Source organism: Acinetobacter sp. DL27 (assembly GCF_055810995.1).
The window spans coordinates 492,788-512,644 of sequence record NZ_CM147947.1 but is presented as its reverse complement, the minus strand read 5'-3'; the positions used below and the strand labels follow the sequence as shown (position 1 = coordinate 512,644).

Below are 19,857 nucleotides of genomic sequence, written 5' to 3'. Positions count from 1 at the left end.
AAAAAACAAAGCCGCTATAAAAGCGGCTTTATCAAATGATTTGAATCAATCTAATTAGTCATCGAGCATCAAGTCTGGGCTCATGCCTACAGTATTGAAACCTGCATCAACATACATGATTTCACCCGTAATACCATTTGCCCAAGGTGAGCAAAGGAATAATGCGGCATTACCGACATCTTCAATGGTCACATTACGTTTAAGTGGTGAAATTTTTTCGTTTACATCTAACATTTTGCGGAACGACTTAATACCTGATGCCGCCAAAGTACGGATTGGACCTGCTGAAATCGCATTCACACGAATCCCTTCTGCACCCAAGCTTGACGCCAAGTAACGTACGCCCGCTTCTAATGATGCTTTCGCCATACCCATCACGTTGTAGTTTGGCATCACACGTTCAGAACCTTGGTAAGTCAAAGTCAATAAACAACCTTGACGAACTAAAAGTAATGGCTTCGCAGCACGCGCCATAGCAATAAAGCTATATGCACTGATGTCATGTGCCACTTTAAAACCATCACGATCCGTTACATCAGTAAAGTCACCATCCAAGGTATGCGCAGGCGCAAAACCAATCGAATGCACCACACCGTCTAAACCATCCCAGTGTTTTGCCAATTCAACAAAAGTTTGTTCAATTTCAGCATCGACAGCCACATCACATGGTAGAACAATCGTTGAGCCAAATTGTGCTGCAAATTCATCTACACGTTTTTTCAGTTTTTCATTTGGATAGGTAAACGCAAGTTCCGCACCTTCACGGTGAAGCGCTTGAGCAATACCAAATGCAATTGATAATTTACTTGCAATACCTGCTACTAAAAAACGCTTTCCAGCCAATAGTCCTTGTGCCATGTGACTCTCACTCAAAATAATTTATCTGCATAATGCCAAGTTTAAGTTGAAACCGAAATTGCATAATGCGCCTTTTTTCAATTCATCAACATTCAATAATAAATACGCCCCAATGAAGGGGCGTATTTGTTAAAACTAACGAGATTAGTCGTCGCCACGCAACATGCTGAGTAGGCGTAGAAATGAATAGTACATCCACACCAAAGTTGCTAGTAGCGCAATACCACACAGCCATTCCATCGCTTTCGGAGCGTGTTGTGCCGCAGCACTTTCAATCAAATCAAAATCTAAAATTAAGTTCAGTGATGCAATCACTGCAACAAAAGCGGCAAAACCTAAACCTAATAAGTTATTTTCAAATAAAAATGGAATGCTTGAACCAAAAGCCAAACGCATAACCATCTGCACCACAAAGACAATCGCGATGGCAATCGATGCCGACATCACTACCGATTTGAATTTTTCAGTGGCACGAATAATTTGAAAACGATACAAACCAAACATTACTAAAGTGGTGACAAAAGTTGCCAAGAGCGCTTGTAAAGGTACACCCGGATATTTCAATTGGAAGATAACCGACACCCCACCTAAAAAAGCACCTTCAAACAAGGCATATGGAATGGCAAGGGTACGTGCGGTATTTGGTTTAAAAGTTGCAATCAGGCCTAAAATTAGACCACCAATCGCACCGACTAAGGTTGCAGCATAGGCCAGCGAAATATTTAAGGTCATAAAACAGTATAAAAACAGTGCCATACCGACCACAGCCGCAATCACTGTAAGTAATACAGACTTCTGAATAGCACCTTGAACAGTCATTGGTTGACTATAGTCCGCATGTGTTTCCACGCGGTTCAAAATAGGGTTATTACTTTGCATAACTCAACTCTTTGTTATAATTTAATTAATTTACTTTATCATAAAGCGTGTTTTAAACTTGTATAGCAAAAAAGTGTTTCTTTTTTCTACACAAACACCCTCAGCTCTATTCTATTCGATTTCAATAAAAAAGAGGCTAGCGCCTCTTTCTGTAATACTTATTTATTCATAATAAAAAAGTATTCACGATAATACTTCAGTTCCGCAATCGAATCACGAATGTCATCCATTGCTAAGTGTGAAGCATTCTTTTTCAAGCCACTCATAATTTCTGGACGCCAGCGTTTAGCCAACTCTTTTACCGAAGACACGTCTAAATTACGGTAGTGGAAATATTGTTCCATTTCAGGCATTAAACGGTGTAAAAAACGGCGGTCTTGGCAGATTGAATTGCCACACATCGGTGAGCTTTTTGGATTGACCCATTTCTTTAGAAATTCTAAAGTTTGCTGCTCCGCATCTTGCGCCGTCAATTTACTGCGACGTACACGTTCAATTAAGCCTGATTGACCATGTTGGCGAGTGTTCCACTCATCCATTGCATTCAGCACACGGTCTGGCTGATGTACAGCAAGCACAGGCCCTTCAGCTAAAATATTTAAGTTATCATCCGTCACAATTGTAGCAACTTCAATAATTTGGTCGTTATCTGTATCGAGACCTGTCATTTCAAGGTCAATCCAAATCAAACGCGTATCAGCGGTGCTGCTCATAAATGTGCAATCTTATTCGGCTTAAAAACGATGATAGTAGCAAATTAATTGCTTCGATGCTGTAACTGCTACCCTGCTTCGTGCTATTTTTGCCATCTTGAATTCATGGTTTTTTAGGATATGAATGGCTTTAATTCGTAAACGTCGTTTAACTGAACAGCAACAACGCCGCATTCAGAAACAACAGCAAACACGTCAAGAAGATATCGACACTTCAAATGACTTAGAAGGCTTGGTGGTGCAACACTATGGCCGTCAGCTTGAAGTACAAGCCCTTACGACTCCAGATCTACATCCCATCAAACCGACAGTACAAGCAGGCGAGCCTGAACCGTTTTGGAAACCGATTGAACTCGGCAGTATTTGGCGCTGCCATACACGTACCAACCTTGAACTACTGGTCACAGGTGATCGTGTCAAATGGCAAGCCGACCCCAATACGGGGCTCGGTATCATCAATGCCATACAGCCACGCCAGTCACTACTAACTCGTCCAGACCGTTATCACAAAGTGAAACCTGTCGCTGCCAATATCAGCCTGATTGTGATTGTGTTTGCGCCACTGCCTGAGCCTGCACCAGGTCTGATTGACCGTTATTTGGTGGCCTGTGCCGATGCCAACATTCCAGCACTTTTGGTGCTGAATAAAACCGATTTGCTCAAAGACAATGACCCGATTTTAGCGTTGATTGCGGAATATCAAGCCTTAGGCTATGAAGTGATGCAAACACAAGCCGATGGTGATTTAACGGCACTGACTCAGCGTTTAAAAAATGAAACAGTAGCCTTTGTCGGCCAGTCTGGGGTTGGTAAAAGCACGCTGATTAATGCCATCGTGCCTGACGCTGCACAAAAAACCAATGTGATTTCTGAAAACTCAGCCTTAGGGCAGCACACCACGACCTCTACCCGTTTGATTGGTTTTGGCGAAGGCGCCTCGCTGATTGACTCACCGGGAATTCGTGAGTTTGGTTTATGGCACTTAGATGCGGACAAAGTGCAACGCGGCTTTCCTGAAATTGAAAACTTGTTGGGCTACTGTCAGTTCCGTAACTGCACCCATAAACATGAAAAACAATGCGCTTTACGCTTAGCTGCGGCAAATGGTGAAATTTTAACGCGCCGTTTAGACAGCTATCTACGTCTGATTGATGAAATTGCTGAAGCTCAGCAAAAAATTTAATTTTTATTCAACCTTAGCCCTTGAAGCGGTGATTTTGATCACCATATTTTATGAGCTATACTCTCTAGCAATTTTTGAATTGTAATTTAGGTGACTTGTGGAACGTTGGTTCGAGTTTATGGGGAATCACCCCTTCTTATTTGGAACACTTGCGGTATTGGTTGTTTTGTTTTTCGTACTTGAAGGACAACGCAATGGTCGCAAAATTTCACCACAATCTTTAGGTATTTTAGTGAAAGCTAAAAATGCCATGTTGATTGACTTACGTGATGCCAAAGATTTCCGTGAAGGTCATATCAGTGGAAGTCGCAACATTCCCTACAGCCAAATTACAAAACATGCTGAAGAGTTAAAAGCTGCAGATCGCCCACTCGTGTTCATCTGTAACTTAGGCCAAGTGGCAGGCACCGCTTTACAACAAGTTGCACATACTGACAGCTATCGTTTAGATGGCGGGATTAGCAACTGGAAGGCTCAAGGCTTACCACTGGTTAAAGCTAAATAATTCGCACAAGGAGAAACTCATGGCTCAAGTCACTATTTACTCAACGACTGTATGTCCATATTGCGTTCGCGCAAAGCAGCTCCTTGAGCGTAAAGGCGTTGAATATAAAGAAATTAATTTATCTAAAGAAGCGCCAGAAGTCCGCATTGAATTGATGCAACGCACCAATCACCGTACGGTTCCACAAATTTTTATTGATGACCAATTTATTGGTGGTTTTGATCAACTTTATGCTTTAGAGCGTGAAGGCAAACTCGACCAACTATTGGCATAATTAGCTCAGCATATTAAGGATTAGAAAATGAGTGAAGCTCAACCACAACTTGCTTTAGAACGTATTTATACAAAAGATATTTCTTTTGAAGTCCCTGGGGCGCAAGTTTTTACCAAAGAATGGCAACCAGAGTTGAACATCAACTTGTCATCTTCTGCTGAAAAAGTTGATCCAACTCACTACGAAGTTTCACTTAAAGTGGTTGTACAAGCAAACAACGCAGGCGACACCGCGTTTATTGTCGATGTCACTCAAGCGGGTATTTTCCTTGTAGATGGTGTTGAAGAAGAACGTCTTCCGTACATCTTAGGTGCATATTGCCCGAACATCTTGTTCCCATTCCTTCGTGAAGCGGTGAATGATATGGTAACTAAAGGCAGCTTCCCGCAATTGTTACTTACACCAATTAACTTTGATGCTGAGTTCGAAGCAAATATGCAGCGTGCTCAAGCAGCTGCTGTTGAAGGTCAAGCTTAAAACTTTAAGCCCTTCAAACATAAAAAAGACCGCTTTTGCGGTCTTTTTTATTGTACTGAATTATTTAAATGCTTTATGGCCTTGCTGCTTAATGGCCTCAAACTTGGTTGAACTTTGTTTGGCTTCCGCAAGTTTCCCAGCATGTACCAAATGTTGAGCATGTTCAATTTCTTGGGTTAATGCATCAAACTTTTGTTCATATTGTTTCACTTTAACACTGTCTTTCGGTTGTTTCACCAAACTGTCAGGCTTGTTTTGTTTGGCAGTTGCCGCGGCTTTTTGCATTTCAGTTAATGCGGTATTCGCCTCTGTGGCAGTCTTGGCTTGATTAAAAGCTTTTGAGTTCTTTGCCAAAGATTTCATCGCACCTTCTAGCACTTCCGACGCTTGTGCAAGTCCTGCCAAACATAAACCACTGCTCAACAGCACAACCTTTAATAATGTTTTCATTCTTATTCCTATGAGTTTGCAAAAAAAATGCAGCCTAAGGCTGCATTGAATATCGCAAAAATTAAGACCGATGTAAATTAAAAATCATCATCACTTTCAGGGTCTCGATGTAAAGCATCGTGAATCGCTTCAACCAACTGTAAAGCAATTTCTTGTTTCGACGCTTTTTCCAAATCGCGCTTTTCCATTTTATAGCTTTCTGCAAAAAAGACTGTCATCGCATTTTCATCAGAAGCAAAACCAATATCAGGACGTGACACATCATTACAGGCAATCATATCGAGCTTTTTCGCCACCAATTTACCTGCGGCATATTCCTCGACATTGCGTGTTTCTGCTGCAAAACCCACCATGAACGGGCGTTTATCTTGCTGTGCAATGGTCGCCACAATATCAGGGTTTTTGATTAAAGAAACGTTGAGCTCATCCCCAGCTTTCTTAATCTTATGCTCTGCGACTTCTGCGACGCGATAGTCCGCAACAGCGGCTGTCGCGATAAATACATCACAGCCTTCATCTAACATTTGCATACTGGTATCCAGCATTTTCATGGCAGATGAAACATTGATTCGGCGTACACCGTTCGGTGTGTCTAAGCTGACGGGACCTGCAATTAAAGTCACTTTGGCTCCTGCCGCATAACAGGCAGCAGCAATAGCAAAGCCCATTTTACCCGTACTGTGATTGGAAATATAACGCACAGGATCAATCGCTTCACGCGTTGGACCAGCAGTAATAGTGACTTTTTTTCCCGCCAGCATCCCAAATTTTTCAGCCATGGCACGCTGTGCTTTATGGAAGTATTCTGTCACTTGATGGGCCAAATCCTCAGGCTCAGGCATACGGCCTAACCCGACATCACCACAAGCTTGCGCACCCGCATCTGGCATGATCACATGCACGCCATCTTCCACCAAAGTCGCTAAATTACGCTGCGTCGCTTTTGCCGCCCACATTTGTTGGTTCATGGCTGGTGCGACCCATACAGGGGCTTTGGTGGCTAAATATAAAGTAGAAAGCAGATCATCGGCTAAACCCGCAGCAAACTTTGCAATGGTGTTGCAACTGGCAGGCGCAACCAAGAGCAAGTCTGCCCAACGTGCCAGCTCAATATGCCCCATGCCCGCTTCGGCTTCAGGGTCGAGAAGTTCTGTATGGACGGGGTTACCCGACAAAGCTTGAAAAGTTAGCGGCGTAATAAAAGCCTGCGCACCTTCGGTCATCACCACACGGACTTGAAAACCCGCATCTTTTAAACGGCGAACCAAAATGGCACTTTTATAGGCAGCAATACCGCCCGTAACAGCTAAAAGGATATTTTTATTTGGAATTACACTGAGATCAAAGCTCACGAACAGGCTACCTTTCTGTTGCAGTGGCGCTCACAATAGCATTAAATAGTCTCGCACCCAATCATCGATTGGACCCTGTTTCTCAAATTAAGAATAAAAAAGTATAAAATAATGCACTTATCCATAAAAAAATGGCCTGAACAAGAACGGCCACGTGAACGCTTATTACAACAAGGGCCAGCCAGCCTCTCCGATGCAGAACTGTTGGCCATTTTCATCCGTTCGGGCTCAACGCAACATTCTGCGGTCGAATTGGCACGTCTTTTGTTGCAACATTTTGGTAGTCTGAATGCGGTTTTCGATGCTGAACTGCCCGAGCTCAGCCAATTTCACGGCATTGGCCCGACCAAGTATTCACAATTAATGGCCGTCAAAGAATTGGGACGACGCTACAGTAGCCAGCAGCTCAAGCAACACAAGTTGGAACTCAATCATTCAGCTCAATTGCTCAAGTTTTTACAGTATGAATTTTCAGGCGAGAACCAAGAAGTCTTTGCGGTGCTCTGCTTGGATGCACATTTAAGAAAAATAAACTTTAAAAAATTGTTTTTTGGCGCAGTCAATTCTTGTGAAATATCGATCAATCAATTGCTCCGTTATTGTATTGCTCAACACGCTACCTTTATCGTGATTGCACATAATCATCCGCTTGGAAAAGCTCAACCTTCCGCGGCGGACATCGAACTGACCGAGCGCATTCTTCAAGCCAGTCAACTGCTCGATATTCAACTAATTGATCATTTCATTTTATCACCCGAAGGTGCTTTTTCTTTTGCTGAACACGGCCTGATCCAATCCGTTTAAATATGCAGACAAATGATTGACAAATACCGCGACAAATATGAAGATCAAGCAAAATTTTAAAAGAATTCTAATCACATGATTGTGCGTGATCAGCCCAGTATTTTTAAGGTGCTTTTTTCATGGCGTGGCACCATTCTTCCCAAAGTTTTACCCCCTTTGGGCGTGGTCATGTTGGTCTCCGCCATTATTGGCATTTTGTCCTATGTCGGCTATTTCCACTTCCCTGAACTGCCTTTGGTCGGCTTCACCCTCATTGGGGTCGTACTTTCTATTTTCCTCGGCTTTAAAAATAGTGCCTGCTATGACCGTTGGTGGGAAGCGCGGAAGTTATGGGGCATTTTAATTGCCAACTCACGTCACTTTGACCGTGACTGTCGTATCTTGACTCAAGGTCGTCGTGAACGTGTGATTCAACATGTGATTGTCTTTGCCAATGTCTTACGTGACCGTTTACGCCATCAAACAGCCAATCCAACAGAATTGGTGCAGACCAGTGGCTTAAGTCAAAATGCACTGACTCAGCTATATCAACAAGCCAATGCCCCGCAGTATACGCTCAGCTTGATTCAGTGGGAGTTAATGCAAGCATTAAAAGAAGGTGAAATTAGTGACATTGTCTATGCGCAGTTGAATCAGCATGTTGCTGACTTGAGTGTGGTGCAAACCGGTTGTGACCGTATTGCGACAACGCCGCTACCTTTTGCCTATTCAGTATTACTCAATCGTACGGTGTATTTTTTCTGTCTCATTTTACCGTTTAGCTTAGGTTCAACCTTGGGTATTTTCACCCCGCTTTTGGTTGGTGTGTTGGCCTATACTTTCTTAGGACTCGATGCTTTGAGCTCGGAAATTGAAGAACCTTTCGGAACGCAAAGTAATGACTTGCCGCTGGACTCGATGGTACGCACCATCGAAATTGAACTGCTTGGGACTTTAGGTAAACCGACTCCTCCACCCATTCAAGCACAAGACAATAACTTACTCTAATCGAACTCACACTGACCTTCTCTTAGGCCATATAGCTCTTGGAGAAGGTAGGAATGGTCAAAAATCTTTAGATAAAACTTTCCCAAATCCCCACTTGTCCGTCTTTGACTCTGGGAATATTGCCCAACTTAATCCACGGCATATTGTCACCATGAAAGTCACTCCCGACCGATACTTTTAAACCATGCTCGGCAATCATTCGGTCCACCATTTGACGGGTAGATGTCGGTTCGACATTGGGCGGCAATTCAACCGCATCCCCACCAAACTGCGCAAATATTTCAATCAGATAACGAATGTTAGTAGCAGATAAGTCATAACGTGTCGGATGCGCCAATACGGCAAAACCACCACTGGCATGAATCACTTGAATGGTCTCTTCTAAACCCAGCCCATCAAATTTCACGTAGGCTTTCTTACCTTCCTTAATATATTTATCAAACGCTTGTTGCGCACGACTCACATACTTTTTTTCAACCAGGGTCTTGGCAATATGGGTTCGAGTCACACGGTCAGGCATCTGTTCAACTTTCGCTAAAACATCGAGATAAATATCTTCACCAATCAATGGAATCAACAAATCACAGATTTGCTTAGCACGTCGCGCACGGATTTGTTTTTGCTGTTCAAGGCATTTTTGCAGTGGTTCTAGATCTTGCATATTCAATGCAACCACATGCACACCATAGTTTTTCTGGGTTGAGGGTCTCGACCACTGGCTCGAAATTTCTACCCCCGAAATAATACGCATCGCATGCGACTTTGCAGCCAACTCTGCCAACACAAGACCATCCATGGTGTCATGGTCTGTCAAAGCCAAAGTATGGATGCCTTTTTCCGCGGCAGCATCAACCAATTGCTTCGGTGTGAAAGTACCATCAGAAATATTGCTGTGAGTATGTAAATCTACGCCTTCCATCACTTATACTAGCTATTTATTTGAACAGATTTAGATACTCTAACATGAAAGCACTTTTAGACTTTGTGCCGCTGATAATTTTCTTTTATTTATATAAAACTGTAGATCCTAAAAATACTGATCACCCATTGCTCCAATTGATTGGTTCTGCTGGGGGTGTCGATAATAATAATATTCTTGTAGCGACCACAGGTTTGATTATTTCGATGCTGGTGGTTTACGGCGCACTGTTCTTCATGCAAAAGTTCCGTTTAGACAAACAACAGTGGATTGTGTTGTTTATGACGGTTATTTTCGGCGGTGTCACCTTAATGCTGTCGGATGACTTTTACATCAAACTTAAAGCGGCCTTGCTGAACATTATTTTCTCAGGCGCTTTCTTACTTTCTCCTTATTTTGGCAAAGAACGTAAACCGCTGATCAAACGCTTGTTCGGCCCAATCTTCAATTTAACCGACTCGGGTTGGATAAATTTAAACTTTGCATGGGCTGCTATGTTTGCCCTCATGTCTTTTTTACACGTATTTTTCGCATTTTTATTTATGGACGGAAAATATTGGGGAGAATTCACGGCTTTTGGTGACATGATCGTGATGTTTTCCTTTATCATTATTCAGTTTATTGTATTGCGTAAATACTTTAAATCTTCTGAAGAGTAATTTAGCCAGAATATACATCGAGAACTCATATGCCGCTATTCGTCGTCACATGTACCGATCAAGAAGGTACAGTCGAAAAACGTCTTGCTACACGTCCAGAACATCTTGCTCGTTTACAAAAACTCAATGATGAAGGTCGTTTAATTGTTGCAGGAGCGATGCCGAAAGATCCAAACAATCCACAAGCAGGCTTTTACGGCAGTACGATCATTGTTGACTTTGACTCACGTGAAGCACTCGATGTCTGGTTACAGGAAGAGCCATTCTTAAAAGCAGGGGTTTATCGTCAAATTGATGTTAAACCATTTAATAAAGCATTCCCTCAAGGATAAGGTCATGCGCGTTGTTGTCACAAGCTTATTGGGCTTATCTCTTCTTTCTTCTATGGCGTGGGCCGTTGAAACTGCTCCTGCCCCGAGTGTAGCCTCTGCTGTACCAGCAACGACTGCCGCACCTGTTCAAGTGCAAGGTAGTACAACTCAACCGAAAATCATTCCTGCGGTGGCCACAGTTAGCCCAACAGGTCAACCGCAAGAAGCCAAACCACTCACCGCTGAACAACTTGCCAAGAACAAAGCATTGCAAGATGCCAAGGTCAAAGCATTAGTCAAAGACCAAGCTTCACGTCTTGCACAATTGGAAAAAGCCAATCTCGATGCTTTGGCGCAAAACCAAGAGCTACAACTTAAAAATGATAGCCTCGGTGTACAAGTTCAAGTCTTACAAAGCGAACGCAGTGCGCAAATGTTCCTCTACGGCGCTGCAACCATCGCTGTTGGTGTATTACTGGGCTTCTTAATTGCCAGTTACGTTTATACCAAACGTCGTCGTCAGTGGTAAGCTAAGCCCTATTGAAAACAATAGGGTGCTGTGGTTGTGTCGCTTGCAATTCAAACTGCCGATTTAGAATGGCAACAGATTGATGGCATAGATGTGCCAGTCTCAAAACAATTTGGCGATGTCTATTTTTCCAAGGACAATGGTCTACTCGAAACTCGCCATGTGTTTTTAAATGGTAATGATTTATCTGAGCGTCTGTCCAATCTTCAGCCCTTTGAATATTTTAGTGTTGGTGAAACAGGCTTTGGCACAGGGCTCAACATCTTGGCGCTTTGGCAACTTTGGCAACAGGTTCGCCCAAATAACCACAGCCACCTTCATGCCATTTCAGTTGAAAAATTTCCGCTGTCTAAAACTGATCTGATACGTGCACTCAATGTCTGGCCTGAACTCAAACCAATCGCCAATCAACTGATTGCACAGTATCCTTATCCGATTGCGGGTTGTCATCGCCTGAGCTTCCCTGAGGAACGTTTTAGCCTTGACCTTTGGTTAGGTGATGCCCAAGATGTTTTCCCCAGCATGGCAAAAACCAGTCGCGTTAACGCATGGTTCCTCGATGGTTTTGCGCCTGCCTGTAACCCAGACATCTGGGAAGAACAAATACTGAATCACATCGTTCGCCTATCTGGTATTGGAACGACATTTGCTTCATTTAGTGTCGCAGGCGTGCTCAAACGTGGTTTAACACAGCATGGTATTTCTATTTCACGTCCGCGTGGCTATAAGCATAAACGCGAAATGCTCAAAGCCATCTGGTTACCTGCTGAGCCTGAAAACACATCAGACGCTGTAGATACCAAATCAGTATTGAATCAAAATCGACCTGATCAAGTACTACACGCTTTTAAACAACGCCAGATTGCTATCATTGGCGCAGGGATTGCAGGTTTAAGTAGTGCATGGGCCTTTGCTGAGCGCGGGCACCAAGTCACGCTCTACGACCAATCTGAGCCACTTGCAGGAGGTTCAGGCAATCCGCTGGCCTTACTCAACCCCAAACTTTGTCCGATTGAACAAAGTCATGAACATTTAATGACTTTGGCTTGGCAACATGCTTTACAGCACTATCCCAAGTTTCAAGCTTTTCGCCCCATTCAAGTACATCAACTGGCGCTGAAAAAAGCCGAAGACTTACTCGATCTCGAACAACAATACCCTGCGTATCTTTTGACAGCCGAAACCGCTGCTGATTCTGCGTTAATCACTGAATATCCAAGTCTGAATCTAACTGAAGCCGGCGCTGTCTCACCACATCAACTCAAAGATCAAATCTTAGCGCATCCGCTCATTCAGTTCGTACAAGCCAACATTACTCAAATCCATCCAGAGCACAATGAACTTTTCAATGAACAAGCCCAATCTCTCGGTCAATTTGATCACGTGATTGTCTGTTGTGCGCGCCACACGGCTGCTTTTTTTGAGCACTACCCTGTGCTGAAGCCCATTCGCGGACAAGTCAGTTGGGTGGAGAATACTGCGCAACCTTTAGCCCTCAATCAAGCTTATAGCTATGGCGGCTACTGTATGCAGCTTGATGCTCAACAGTTCATTTTAGGTGCATCCTTCCATCCCAATCGGGACGACAGCGATGTTTTGCTTGAAGACCATGTGCATAACTACGAGCTTATCCACAGTGTCTTTCCAGATTATGCACAATCACTTCCTGATGTGAGGACTTGGCAAGGCCGTGCATCTGTTCGCGCGCAAAGTTTGGACTATTTTCCAGTCCTTGGAAAAATGTCTGAACAGACTGAAATTTATAGCTTTGCGGGCTTGGGTTCTAAAGGCTTTTTGTTTGCCCCTTTATGTAGTGAAATTTTAGCGGCGCAGATACTGAAAGAGGCCTGCCCCGTTCCTGAGTCACTACTACAAAAGCTCAGTCCGACCCGATTCCATAAAAAGCTCAAAGCCAAAAAGCCTTATTTTAAAGCGCAGTCTTAGTTCTGCTTATGACTCAAGTACAGCATATGGCGCTATAAATAGAGAAATGTAAATTTCTAAGACATTAAAAAAGCGCCTTACGGCGCTTTTTTTGCTTCTGCTTAATTACTTTGTTCTAAGGCTAAACCAGCATCACGAGCAGCACGGGTACCACCCATTAAAATCACATACTCACGCGCACTGTCAAAACCTTCGAGTAACTCTGCAGCACGTGGCGCTTTACTACCGCCACCACATAAAATGTAAATCGGTTGATCCGTCGACACTTGAGTAAGGCTCTGTGCTGAAAGTTCTGTGATTGGCTGATTAATCGCCCCTTTCACGTGTGCTTCAGCATAAGCACTTGAATCGCGTACATCCCAGATGATCGCATCCTCTGGGAACTCAAATGTTGTAATTTCTTGTTTACGGATCATTGCGCACTCCTTTGATGTAAACAACACTTGGCAAATGAAGAAAACATCCCTAGCATCTCAGATATTCTTTCCATTTGTAAAGGTTTAATCCATGCCATCTTTTGATATTGTTTCAGAATTAGAAATTTTTGAAGTAAATCATGCCGTTCAGAACACCCAAAAGGAAATCGCAACCCGTTTCGACTTCCGTGGTCAGGACGTTTCAATTGAACTCAATGAAAAAAACAAAGAAATCAAAATCTCAACTGAAAGTGATTTCCAGTGTGAACAAGTGTATACCATGTTAGAGAACCATTTCTTTAAGCGTAAAGTCGATATTCAAGCGCTTGATCCACAAAAAATGACTGCTTCAGGTAAAAATGTACTTCAAGTGGTGAAATTAAAAGACGGACTTGACTCAGATACCGCAAAAAAAATTAACAAGGCCATTAAAGAAAGCGGCATTAAAGTGCAATCTTCAATTCAAGGCGACAAAATTCGTGTGACTGATAAAAAGCGCGATACATTACAGCAAGTAATGACCTTTTTAAAAGAACAACAATTTGGTCTGCCTTTACAGTTCAATAACTTTAAAGACTAATACTCTTGTTTGATCATTTGAGGTAACTATGCCAAAGGCCAATCGCTTATCAAAACTTGTAAAAACCACGTCACGCTTGCCGAAAGCGTTGCGTACGCGATTATGGAGTCAAGCTTTTGGTCGCATAGTTCCCATGGTCGGCAGTGCCAATATTCGTTATTTGCAAGTCAGTCACAGCGAAGTCGTAGTCAAAATCGAAAATCACCGTGCCATGCAAAACCATATTGGTCAACTGCATGCCTGTGCCATGGCCTTAATTGCTGAAACGGCAACGGGTTTTGTAACAGGGATGAATGTACCTGACCATTGCATCGTTCTGATTAAAAGCATGCACGTTGACTTTAAACGTCCGAGTAAAGGTGCCATGACAGCGACAGCCACCTTAACACCAGAACAACAGCAACTGATGCAAACCACCGCCAAGGGTGAAACTTTAGTTTCTGTGATAGTGATGGATGAATCGGGTGAAGCACCTGTTCAATGTGAAATGTTATGGGCATGGCTCGACAAAGCATCATTGAAAAAGTAAAAGTGTAAATATAACTTACTGTTTGGTAAGTATAAAATTTACAACAATACGCTAAAGCTGCGACTAAAACTTACTATATCTTTGTTTCGACTCAGCTCAAAATCATGCTACATAACATGAATATTTGAGCTGACTTGATGAAAAAAAGACTAATTTTAGCGACTGCCTTATTTTCTTTGGGGCTGGTGGCCTGCCAACAGCACAACCCAGCCAACTCATCGGTTTCAACAACGCCGAATGACTATTCGACCTCTGCCCTGACTGAACAAAATAAAAAAATTATAGTGGACTTTTATGAAGGCGTTTTTAGCAAACATCAGGTTCAAACCTATTCTGACCGCTATATTGGTACACAATACATTCAACATAATCCCTATGTGGCAGACGGCAAAGCACCTTTTGTAAACTACTTCACCCAGTACTTTAAAGAACATCCAGATGCAAAAAACACCATCAAGCGTGTCGTAGCCGAAGGTGATTTGGTGGTGCTTCATGTACATTCCACTCAAAATGCACAAGATCGTGGTGAGGCCGTTGTTGATATTTTCCGCGTCGAACAAGGCAAAATTGTAGAACATTGGGATGTGGTACAAAGCATTCCCGCGGAGTCCGCCAACCGCAATACTATGTTTTAATCCATCGGACTGCATGGAATAGCAATAAAAAAAGCCAGTGATTACACTGGCTTTTTTTGCAGACCAACTCAAGCTTTAGTTGGATTGGCTTGCAAGGAATTTTTCTTTAACATCCGCTGGAATTTGACGTTTATTGCCTTTGACATCCACTGCCACAAAGGTAAATACACCTTCAGTTACACGTACAGGTGGGCGTGAACTGTCATGGCTATCCCACACTTCAATTTCCATTTGAATCGAGGTATTGCCTACTTTTAAAATTTTAGTATAACAACTAATCACGTCCCCGACTTTGACAGGGACCAAGAACGTCATCTGATTAATCGAAATCGTTGCACAACGCCCTTTACTAAAGCGTTCTGCGTGAATTGCGCCGGCCAAATCCATTTGTGACACAATCCAACCACCAAACACATCTCCACTCCAGTTGGTATCGGCTGGCATTGCAATCGTTTGAAGAGATAGCATCCCTTCTGGTTTCACATGAATCTCTGACACGTTGACTCCAATTTTCGTTATGACTGGGCTTGCAACTGTTGATCTAACCATTGTTGCAATTGTGGCGCACGGAGCGCGCCGCTTATTCTAGCAATTTCAGTAGTTTTATTCATTAAAACTAAGGTTGGAATACTTCGCACATTAAAGGCACTACTTAATCGTGGAGATTCTTCGGTATTAATTTTGGCAAAAATCACTTGTGGATTTTGTTTCGCCACTTCAGCAAAGTGCGGAGCCATCATTTTACATGGACCACACCACTCTGCCCATAAATCAATAAATACAGGCAAATCGCTATGGCTAATGAACTGGCTAAAATTCTGCTCATTCAATTCAATCGGTGCCGCAGGTAAAAGCGCTGCGTGGCATTGACCACAACTCGGATTAGCATTCAGCTTCTCTTCAGGGACACGATTTTTTGCCATACAGGTCGGACAGACGATAATCATTTAGTTGACTCCAATATGTTGATGTAAGAATTCTAATTGGGTCGAAATGGCTTTTTCAAACCAACTGGCATGATAAATATCAAAATGCTGCATCTCCCATTCATGATATTGAACAAAAGGGGCAATATTGGTCGCTGCTTCACGACTGGATTCAATCGGAATTAAACTATCATGCTTGGCGGCAATGAAAAGTACAGGAATATTAATTTGTCTGACATTTTGAATCGGACGATAACGAATTAAATTAAAAAATAATCGGGCAGGTATCTCACCACTCCAATAATAATCAGGATTAATAATCGAACGATACCCCAAATAGGCATCTTGCGTCGGTAAAAAACATAACTCTCGTGGATTAACCACAGGTAAAGTGGTCGGGGACATCCCCACTTTCCCCCCCATATAATCTTGGCTCGATAGTTTTAAGGCTTTAGGGAACTGTTGCAAAGGATATAACTTCGCACTGGCTGCCCCATCTACAAAAGGCACTTGCGCCATCACCGCCTGAACATTTTTGAACTCTGCAGCAATATCGAGTACATATCCACCGCTGAGTGCCGTCCCCCACAACACGATCCGTCGACTATCGATCGACTTACGTTCTTTGAGGTGGTTAATCATAGTCCGCCAGTCTTCCAGCTGTTTCTTAATCGAGACTAACTCTCGTGGACGTCCAGTACTACCGCCCCAATAACGGTAGTCAAATAACACGACTGCATAACCCGCTTGTGCAAAACGCTGCGCAAATTGGATCAGTTTGAATTGGCGCAGCCCAGCCAAGCCATGGGCCATCACAATCACTGCTGGTTTTTCTTCGGTTTTCGGACGATAAAAATCCGCAGCAATGACCTCTTGGCCACTTTTGACATATAGCGGTTCAACGGTATAGGCGTGCATACCTGCTCCATTGCGTTATTTTATGGTTGTAATCGCTTATAAATATTTCAACAGCATAGGCTGAACTTTCAGCTTAATGCTATCATAAAGCATATCTCGATTAGTTTAATTTTGGAGTGACAGCATGAGCGAAAATGTAGGCTTTGCAGGTCAAATTGGCCCAGAACATTTGGTTCAAGTGGTTGAAAAAGGGTTTAAATCTGTGATCAATAACCGCCCAGATATGGAAGGTGGTCCAGAACAACCAACCAGCGCTCAAATTGAAGAAGCAGCTCGTGTTGCAGGCCTCGATTATGTCTATCAACCTGTCGTTGCAGGGCAAATCACAGAAATGGATGTACGCACTTTTGCCAATCATTTCAATGAGCTACCAAAACCTGTTTTAATGTTCTGCCGTACAGGCAATCGCTCAAACAACTTATACCAACTAGCGAAGCAAATGGACCTGTTAGATGACTAAACGGTTGTTTAAAAGTGTCATCTACACTGCTCTGATTTTAACGAGCAGTGCATTGTGGGCGGCAACGAATAACCTGAGTCAAGCACTCAGCCCGCAGCTCAGCGTTTCAGGGGAAATGACCCAAGACAAGTTTCAACAGTTGATAAAACAAGGTTTTAAGTCCGTCATTGTCAACCGACCAGATCAAGAACAAGGTAATACCGTTCGCGTTGATCAACTGCGTAATATTGCGGAACAGTCCAAAGTCAGCGTAATTTACCAACCGGTTACCAGCAGTAAAATTTCTGAAACAGACGTGGTCGAATTTGCTAAATATTATAATGAATTGCCCAAGCCTATTTTAATGGTCTGTAAGAGTGGTGCTCGCTCTAGTCTGCTGTTCAATCAGGCAAAACAACGAGGATTACTCCATGAATAAACTGTTGCTGCTTTTACTCTGCTGTACCTTAATGACAGCATGTAGCTCAATGAATGTCCGTCCTACCGTTGGGGTAAGCGTTGGTACTGGCTTATAAGTCAAATGAAAGTGAAGACGGCATCTAGTGCCGTTTTTTTTACAAAATATAATCATCTACAGCCCTGAATATGTTAACTATAGAATATGTCTCGCTTAGATAAACGTTTGCTTATGTATGATCTGATTATTATTGGGGCTGGAACTGCGGGTATCGCAGCCTACCAACAAGCCGTGAAGTCCACACAAAATCTATTAATCATTAATGATGGGCCATGGGACACCACTTGTGCACGTGTTGGCTGTATGCCATCAAAAGTCCTGATTTCTACAGCAAATCGCATGCATGATATACAACATGCGAATCGTGTCGGATTGCAAGTAGAGTCAAAAATAGACCGCAGTCAGGTCATGCAACACGTACAAAAACTCCGTGATCGCTTTACTCATAGCACCCTTAAAACCTTAGAGAACTGGCCTGAGTCTCATAAAATTCAGGGCTGTGCTCGCTTTGTCGATTCAAAAACGGTCGAAGTTAATGGGCAACTCTACCAAGCCAAAAGCTTTATTTTAGCTGTAGGCTCCACACCTAGCTTTGACCCAGCATGGAAAGATGAACTTGGTGATCGACTCATCACCTCCGATCAAATCTTTGAACTTGATACTTTACCAAACTCCCTAGCCGTTATTGGGAGCGGAGTCATCGCGATTGAACTTGCGCAAGCCATGCAACGACTTGGCGTCAATACCATAGTCTTTGCACGTAGTCGTAAAGTCGGCGTTCTGACCAGTCCTAAATTGCAGCAGTTGGCACAAACAGAAATTAGCGCTGAACTTGAGATCAAGTTCGAAGTTTTACCCACTAAAGTTAAGTATATAAACGATCAAGTTAAACTTAATTTTATTGAAAATGCTCAGCCTAAAACACTCAACGTCGATTATTTATTGGTCGCTACTGGACGAAGCAGTCTTTTAAACACTCTTAAACTCGACAATATCAACACCTCATTCACAGACTTAAAACATTTGCCTGTTGATCCTGAGACCAAGCAACTCGCTGACTACCCGATTTTTATCATTGGTGATGCATATACTGATACTCCATTACAACATGAAGCCGCACACGAAGGTAAAGTCTCGGTCAAAAATGCATTAAACTTCCCTACTATAGAATCATGCAAAACTCTAACACCCTTAGGCATCGTGTTTAGTAGCCCAGAAATGGCCATGGTTGGACAAAACTTTAAGCAACTACAAAGTGCACCTATCGATTTTGTCATCGGCGAAGTCTCTTATGCTAAACAAGGACGTGCATTGGTTCTGGGTAAAAACCATGGGGCCATTGAGGTGTATGTGGAGAAAAGCAGCCGCAAGTTAATTGGTGCTGAATTATTCACAGACTCTACTGAACATTTGGCTCATTTACTGGCATGGATGATTGCAGAACAACTGACCGTCGATGAAATTTTGCAGAAACCGTTTTATCACCCAACCCTTGAAGAAGGTTTAAGAACGGCATTAAAACATGCACGCCGGCAGCTTAATACCTAAGCTGCGAATTATGATTTATATTCTTTTAATAAGGTTCTCTGTGTGTAATTAAGCGATCTCATCAACGTTGTGCAGCAAACTATAAATCATTCGCTGCATGCGTTGATTTAATTACAAGACACGTGCTTAATAGATTTGCGGTAAAGTTCTTATTTTAGTGCGTAACTTAACTGATCTAAAACACATTAATACCCGTAATAAACCATGTGTTGTAATACATAAGTCAGTAATTCCCGATCCATTTTCGCTTCAGCAATAGCTATTCCCTCCAAATAATTGCTTAATTAGCGAATAATTTCACCATAATTAGCGAATAATTTCACCATATTCTTGCTTTTGTTTAGGGGATAAAGATTACCACTATAGAAAGTACCAACAAAACAAGTTAAAGCACATCAGGAAAACTTAAAAGGTGCTCTATAACCTCTTGTAAATATAAGACATAAAAGCCAGCAAATGCTGGCTTTTTTACCATTTAGGCCCTTATAGATAGCTTATTTTCAGCTCTTTTCATCTGATTACTTCTTCATATTTTTCCCTATTA

At 42.6% G+C, this 19,857-nt stretch carries 26 protein-coding genes; 16 read left to right on the top strand and 10 right to left on the bottom strand.

What is annotated here, in order from left to right:
* Nucleotides 1-54: 54 nt before the first annotated feature.
* From AC0KVP_RS02475 to orn, 3 genes are all read right to left on the bottom strand, one after another.
* A complete protein-coding gene (locus AC0KVP_RS02475; protein ID WP_004697637.1) occupies nt 55-858 on the bottom strand; it encodes an enoyl-ACP reductase FabI in 804 nt (267 codons plus the stop codon).
* 144 nt (nt 859-1,002) lie between these two features.
* Complete coding sequence (locus AC0KVP_RS02470; RefSeq protein WP_004697636.1) at nt 1,003-1,737, bottom strand: Bax inhibitor-1/YccA family protein; 735 nt, start codon at nt 1,735-1,737, stop codon at nt 1,003-1,005.
* Nucleotides 1,738-1,895: 158 nt separating this feature from the next.
* A complete protein-coding gene (orn, locus tag AC0KVP_RS02465) occupies nt 1,896-2,450 on the bottom strand; it encodes an oligoribonuclease (RefSeq protein WP_004697635.1) in 555 nt (184 codons plus the stop codon).
* Between the two features lie 124 nt (nt 2,451-2,574).
* Between orn and rsgA the strand changes: the two genes are divergently transcribed.
* The 4 genes from rsgA to secB all read left to right on the top strand — a co-directional run bounded on the left by rsgA (nt 2,575) and on the right by secB (nt 4,889).
* Nucleotides 2,575-3,633 carry a ribosome small subunit-dependent GTPase A gene (gene rsgA, locus AC0KVP_RS02460; RefSeq protein ID WP_473338698.1) on the top strand — a complete coding sequence of 353 codons (1,059 nt, stop codon included), beginning with the start codon at nt 2,575-2,577 and terminating at the stop codon, nt 3,631-3,633.
* 97 nt (nt 3,634-3,730) lie between these two features.
* A complete protein-coding gene (locus AC0KVP_RS02455) occupies nt 3,731-4,138 on the top strand; it encodes a rhodanese-like domain-containing protein (RefSeq protein ID WP_004697633.1) in 408 nt (135 codons plus the stop codon).
* A 19-nt stretch (nt 4,139-4,157) separates the two neighbouring features.
* On the top strand, nt 4,158-4,412 hold the full coding sequence (gene grxC, locus AC0KVP_RS02450) for a glutaredoxin 3 (protein WP_004697632.1): 255 nt from the start codon (nt 4,158-4,160) through the stop codon (nt 4,410-4,412).
* A gap of 27 nt (nt 4,413-4,439) precedes the next feature.
* On the top strand, nt 4,440-4,889 hold the full coding sequence (gene secB / locus AC0KVP_RS02445; RefSeq protein ID WP_004697631.1) for a protein-export chaperone SecB: 450 nt from the start codon (nt 4,440-4,442) through the stop codon (nt 4,887-4,889).
* Nucleotides 4,890-4,949: 60 nt separating this feature from the next.
* On the opposite strand, the gene AC0KVP_RS02440 is transcribed toward secB, so the two are convergent.
* Both AC0KVP_RS02440 and coaBC read right to left on the bottom strand, forming a co-directional pair.
* The gene (locus AC0KVP_RS02440; protein WP_473338695.1) at nt 4,950-5,339 is read right to left on the bottom strand and encodes a cytochrome b562; all 390 of its coding nucleotides are present in this window, start codon (nt 5,337-5,339) and stop codon (nt 4,950-4,952) included.
* A 77-nt stretch (nt 5,340-5,416) separates the two neighbouring features.
* A complete protein-coding gene (gene coaBC, locus AC0KVP_RS02435) occupies nt 5,417-6,691 on the bottom strand; it encodes a bifunctional phosphopantothenoylcysteine decarboxylase/phosphopantothenate--cysteine ligase CoaBC (RefSeq protein ID WP_078390221.1) in 1,275 nt (424 codons plus the stop codon).
* A 111-nt stretch (nt 6,692-6,802) separates the two neighbouring features.
* On the opposite strand from coaBC, the gene radC reads away from it, so the two are divergent.
* Both radC and AC0KVP_RS02425 read left to right on the top strand, forming a co-directional pair.
* Nucleotides 6,803-7,495 carry a RadC family protein gene (gene radC / locus AC0KVP_RS02430; RefSeq protein WP_473338692.1) on the top strand — a complete coding sequence of 231 codons (693 nt, stop codon included), beginning with the start codon at nt 6,803-6,805 and terminating at the stop codon, nt 7,493-7,495.
* Nucleotides 7,496-7,570: 75 nt separating this feature from the next.
* A complete protein-coding gene (locus tag AC0KVP_RS02425; protein ID WP_004697627.1) occupies nt 7,571-8,482 on the top strand; it encodes a bestrophin family protein in 912 nt (303 codons plus the stop codon).
* A gap of 67 nt (nt 8,483-8,549) precedes the next feature.
* Here the strand turns inward: AC0KVP_RS02425 and AC0KVP_RS02420 are convergent, their stop codons facing one another.
* Complete coding sequence (locus tag AC0KVP_RS02420) at nt 8,550-9,401, bottom strand: PHP domain-containing protein (protein WP_159153283.1); 852 nt, start codon at nt 9,399-9,401, stop codon at nt 8,550-8,552.
* 44 nt (nt 9,402-9,445) lie between these two features.
* Here AC0KVP_RS02420 and AC0KVP_RS02415 point away from each other — a divergent pair, with 44 nt between their 5' ends.
* The 4 genes from AC0KVP_RS02415 to mnmC are packed head-to-tail and all read left to right on the top strand — an operon-like array spanning nt 9,446 to nt 12,844.
* Nucleotides 9,446-10,060, top strand: a complete 615-nt coding sequence (locus AC0KVP_RS02415) for a septation protein IspZ (protein ID WP_004697624.1) — start codon at nt 9,446-9,448, stop codon at nt 10,058-10,060.
* Nucleotides 10,061-10,089: 29 nt separating this feature from the next.
* Nucleotides 10,090-10,392 carry a YciI family protein gene (locus AC0KVP_RS02410; RefSeq protein WP_279701304.1) on the top strand — a complete coding sequence of 101 codons (303 nt, stop codon included), beginning with the start codon at nt 10,090-10,092 and terminating at the stop codon, nt 10,390-10,392.
* 4 nt (nt 10,393-10,396) lie between these two features.
* Nucleotides 10,397-10,900, top strand: a complete 504-nt coding sequence (locus tag AC0KVP_RS02405; RefSeq protein WP_148825464.1) for an SH3 domain-containing protein — start codon at nt 10,397-10,399, stop codon at nt 10,898-10,900.
* A gap of 30 nt (nt 10,901-10,930) precedes the next feature.
* Nucleotides 10,931-12,844, top strand: a complete 1,914-nt coding sequence (mnmC, locus tag AC0KVP_RS02400; RefSeq protein ID WP_473338686.1) for a bifunctional tRNA (5-methylaminomethyl-2-thiouridine)(34)-methyltransferase MnmC2/FAD-dependent 5-carboxymethylaminomethyl-2-thiouridine(34) oxidoreductase MnmC1 — start codon at nt 10,931-10,933, stop codon at nt 12,842-12,844.
* A gap of 101 nt (nt 12,845-12,945) precedes the next feature.
* Here mnmC and AC0KVP_RS02395 read toward each other — a convergent pair whose 3' ends face one another.
* Nucleotides 12,946-13,260, bottom strand: coding sequence for a rhodanese-like domain-containing protein (locus AC0KVP_RS02395; protein WP_004983438.1), 315 nt, complete (start codon nt 13,258-13,260; stop codon nt 12,946-12,948).
* Nucleotides 13,261-13,351: 91 nt separating this feature from the next.
* Between AC0KVP_RS02395 and AC0KVP_RS02390 the strand changes: the two genes are divergently transcribed.
* From AC0KVP_RS02390 to AC0KVP_RS02380, 3 genes are all read left to right on the top strand, one after another.
* Nucleotides 13,352-13,840: a YajQ family cyclic di-GMP-binding protein gene (locus tag AC0KVP_RS02390; protein WP_004697619.1), complete on the top strand. Its 489-nt coding sequence runs from the start codon at nt 13,352-13,354 to the stop codon at nt 13,838-13,840.
* 28 nt (nt 13,841-13,868) lie between these two features.
* The gene (locus AC0KVP_RS02385; protein ID WP_004697618.1) at nt 13,869-14,369 is read left to right on the top strand and encodes a DUF4442 domain-containing protein; all 501 of its coding nucleotides are present in this window, start codon (nt 13,869-13,871) and stop codon (nt 14,367-14,369) included.
* Nucleotides 14,370-14,506: 137 nt separating this feature from the next.
* Complete coding sequence (locus AC0KVP_RS02380) at nt 14,507-15,004, top strand: nuclear transport factor 2 family protein (protein WP_473338680.1); 498 nt, start codon at nt 14,507-14,509, stop codon at nt 15,002-15,004.
* Between the two features lie 75 nt (nt 15,005-15,079).
* Here AC0KVP_RS02380 and AC0KVP_RS02375 read toward each other — a convergent pair whose 3' ends face one another.
* Genes AC0KVP_RS02375 through AC0KVP_RS02365 form a run of 3 tightly spaced genes read right to left on the bottom strand, consistent with a single transcriptional unit; the run spans nt 15,080 to nt 16,848 of the window.
* Nucleotides 15,080-15,502, bottom strand: a complete 423-nt coding sequence (locus AC0KVP_RS02375) for an acyl-CoA thioesterase (RefSeq protein ID WP_010327557.1) — start codon at nt 15,500-15,502, stop codon at nt 15,080-15,082.
* A 17-nt stretch (nt 15,503-15,519) separates the two neighbouring features.
* Complete coding sequence (gene trxC / locus AC0KVP_RS02370) at nt 15,520-15,951, bottom strand: thioredoxin TrxC (protein ID WP_201952554.1); 432 nt, start codon at nt 15,949-15,951, stop codon at nt 15,520-15,522.
* Complete coding sequence (locus AC0KVP_RS02365) at nt 15,952-16,848, bottom strand: alpha/beta hydrolase (protein ID WP_473338675.1); 897 nt, start codon at nt 16,846-16,848, stop codon at nt 15,952-15,954.
* A 124-nt stretch (nt 16,849-16,972) separates the two neighbouring features.
* Here AC0KVP_RS02365 and AC0KVP_RS02360 point away from each other — a divergent pair, with 124 nt between their 5' ends.
* The 3 genes from AC0KVP_RS02360 (at nt 16,973) to AC0KVP_RS02350 (ending at nt 19,313) form a co-directional block, all read left to right on the top strand.
* Nucleotides 16,973-17,308, top strand: a complete 336-nt coding sequence (locus AC0KVP_RS02360; protein WP_005401736.1) for a protein tyrosine phosphatase family protein — start codon at nt 16,973-16,975, stop codon at nt 17,306-17,308.
* Nucleotides 17,301-17,726, top strand: a complete 426-nt coding sequence (locus AC0KVP_RS02355; protein WP_473338672.1) for a protein tyrosine phosphatase family protein — start codon at nt 17,301-17,303, stop codon at nt 17,724-17,726. Before AC0KVP_RS02360 ends, AC0KVP_RS02355 begins: the two co-directional genes overlap by 8 nt.
* Before the next feature lie 210 nt (nt 17,727-17,936).
* Nucleotides 17,937-19,313, top strand: a complete 1,377-nt coding sequence (locus AC0KVP_RS02350) for a dihydrolipoyl dehydrogenase (RefSeq protein ID WP_473340392.1) — start codon at nt 17,937-17,939, stop codon at nt 19,311-19,313.
* The last annotated feature ends 544 nt before the right edge of the window (nt 19,314-19,857 follow it).